A 2370-nucleotide genomic window follows, 5' to 3' on the forward strand; every position below is an offset into this window, starting at 1 on the left:
CCGCACCGCCGGACCTGCGCCGGGCCGCCGATGCCGCGCTGGCACTGCCCGCTCCGGCCTCGGACGGCCGGGACCCGGCCGGGAGCCGCGCCGCCCGCGAGGCCGCGGAGAACGCTCTGACCAGGCAGCTCGCCGTCGTCGGGCGGGGGTCGGCCCGGTCGGGGCCCTGCGATGACCTCGCCGATGCCGAGGCACTGGTCGTGCTGGCCCGCCGGGTGCACAACGACGCCGTCCGCGACACCCGTGCCCTGCGGTCGCGGCGGCTGGTGCGGCTGCTGCGGCTGCACGGCACCGCACCGGAGCCGGTGTACTTCGAGATCGCCGATCCGGAACCGCCGCGTTCACCTGCGCGACCTCACGTAGAATCGCCACGCAGTCCGACCGTCATGTGAGGAGCTCCGATCACCCGTGTCCGCAGCTGAGAACACCCCCGACACCGCCGGTCCGCAGCACGGCACCGCGCGGGTGAAGCGCGGGATGGCCGAGATGCTGAAGGGCGGCGTGATCATGGACGTCGTCACCCCGGATCAGGCCAAGATCGCCGAGGACGCCGGGGCCGTCGCCGTCATGGCCCTGGAGCGCGTCCCGGCCGACATCCGTGCCAACGGCGGCGTGGCCCGCATGTCGGACCCGGACATGATCACCGGCATCGTCGAGGCCGTGTCCATCCCGGTCATGGCGAAGGCCCGCATCGGCCACTTCGTCGAGGCCCGGGTCCTGCAGTCCCTCGGCGTCGACTACATCGACGAGTCCGAGGTGCTGACCCCGGCCGACGAGGCCCACCACATCGACAAGTGGAGCTTCACCGCCCCGTTCGTCTGCGGTGCCACCAACCTCGGTGAGGCCCTGCGCCGCATCTCCGAGGGTGCGGCGATGATCCGCTCGAAGGGTGAGGCCGGCACCGGCAACGTCGTCGAGGCCACCCGGCACATGCGCTCGATCCGCGCCGAGATCGGCCGGCTCGCCTCGCTCGACGCCGCCGAGCTCTACATCGCGGCCAAGGAGCTGCGCGCCCCGGTCGAGCTGGTCGCGGAGGTGGCCCGCACCGGGAAGCTGCCGGTCGTGCTGTTCACCGCCGGTGGCATCGCGACCCCGGCCGACGCCGCGATGATGATGCAGCTCGGCGCCGAGGGCGTGTTCGTCGGCTCCGGCATCTTCAAGTCCGGCGACCCGGCGCAGCGCGCGTCGGCGATCGTGAAGGCCACGACCTTCCACGACGACCCCGAGATGATCGCCAAGGTCTCCCGCGGTCTCGGCGAGGCCATGGTCGGCATCAACATCGCCGACATCCCGGAGGAGCAGCGCTACGCCGCTCGCGGCTGGTAAGCACCCCCCGCCCCGCCCCGAGAGCCCCGTCCGGCACCCCGCCGGACGGGGCTCTCGTCGTTCCCGGCCCCGCTGCCACACGGGTTCCGTACGCGCCGCACGGGTCCGGACCCGTGCGGCGGCGGCGGAACCCGTGCGGCGGGGGACGGGACCGGGTACGGACCACGGTCCGGTGACCCGATCGGTCCCTCGGACGCGTGGGGTGTCCGTTCCGGCCACGTTCTGCGGTCGCTCGGTGGAGGGGTTGCCTACTCGATGTGGTGACACAGGTGCTCGTGGTGACTCTGTGGCATTTAGCGTTCCGTGGGGATCAGGAGACCACTGTTGCGGAGGAGCCTGATGGGACGCTCTGTGAGAGTCGTGGCGATCGCCGCCGCGATGTTGATCAGCTTTCCGGCTGCGGCGTTCGCGGACACGGGGGACGGCCGACCGGGTGCGACGACGACCGCGGACTGCCCCACGACGGATACCGCCCCGGGTGGGGGAGCCGGTTCGGGTGGTCCGGCCACCGGTGGTGACGGACGCGCCGGGTCGGGGAAGCCCGGCGCCTCCGCCGCCCCCGGGGCGGCCGGGCCCGAGGGGGACGGGCCGGGGGGCGATGACGGCGGCTCGGGCGGCGACGACTCCGGCTCCGGCGGCCACGTGGGATCGTCGGGATCGGGCGGCTCGGGGAACGACGCCGGGTCCGGTTCGGGTGACGACGGTGGCTCCGGCTCCGCCCAGGGCTCGGGTTCCGGTGGGGACTCCGGCGACACGACATCGGGCGCGGGCGACTCCGGCATCGGCGACAAGAAGCAGGACTCCGCCGATGACCGGAAGCCGGGCGAAGACCAGGGTTCCGGCGACGACCACGGCTCGGGCGGGGACCAGGGTTCCGGCGACGACACGACCCCCGACACGGGCTCGGGCAGTGACACGACTTCGGGCGACGACACGACTTCGGGCGAGGACGGCGCTCCGAGCGGCGACCGCGGTCCGGCCGGCGACCAGGGCGGTCCGGCCGGCGACCGGGGCGGCTCGGCCGGCGACCAGGCCGGCGCCCCG

1 protein-coding gene and 2 pseudogenes are annotated in these 2370 nt (G+C 74.0%); all 3 read left to right on the forward strand.

The window, feature by feature from the left end; translation table 11 throughout:
• Positions 1-392, forward strand: a pseudogene (locus NH602_RS30155) (hypothetical protein); the annotation flags it as partial.
• 16 nt (positions 393-408) lie between these two features.
• Positions 409-1326 carry a pyridoxal 5'-phosphate synthase lyase subunit PdxS gene (gene pdxS / locus NH602_RS30160; RefSeq protein WP_073574636.1) on the forward strand — a complete coding sequence of 306 codons (918 nt, stop codon included), beginning with the start codon at positions 409-411 and terminating at the stop codon, positions 1324-1326.
• A 642-nt stretch (positions 1327-1968) separates the two neighbouring features.
• A pseudogene (locus NH602_RS30165) lies at positions 1969-2370 on the forward strand (hypothetical protein); the annotation flags it as partial.

The sequence above is a fragment of the Pseudonocardia sp. McavD-2-B genome (assembly GCF_024124365.1).
GTDB lineage: Bacteria > Actinomycetota > Actinomycetes > Mycobacteriales > Pseudonocardiaceae > Pseudonocardia > Pseudonocardia alni.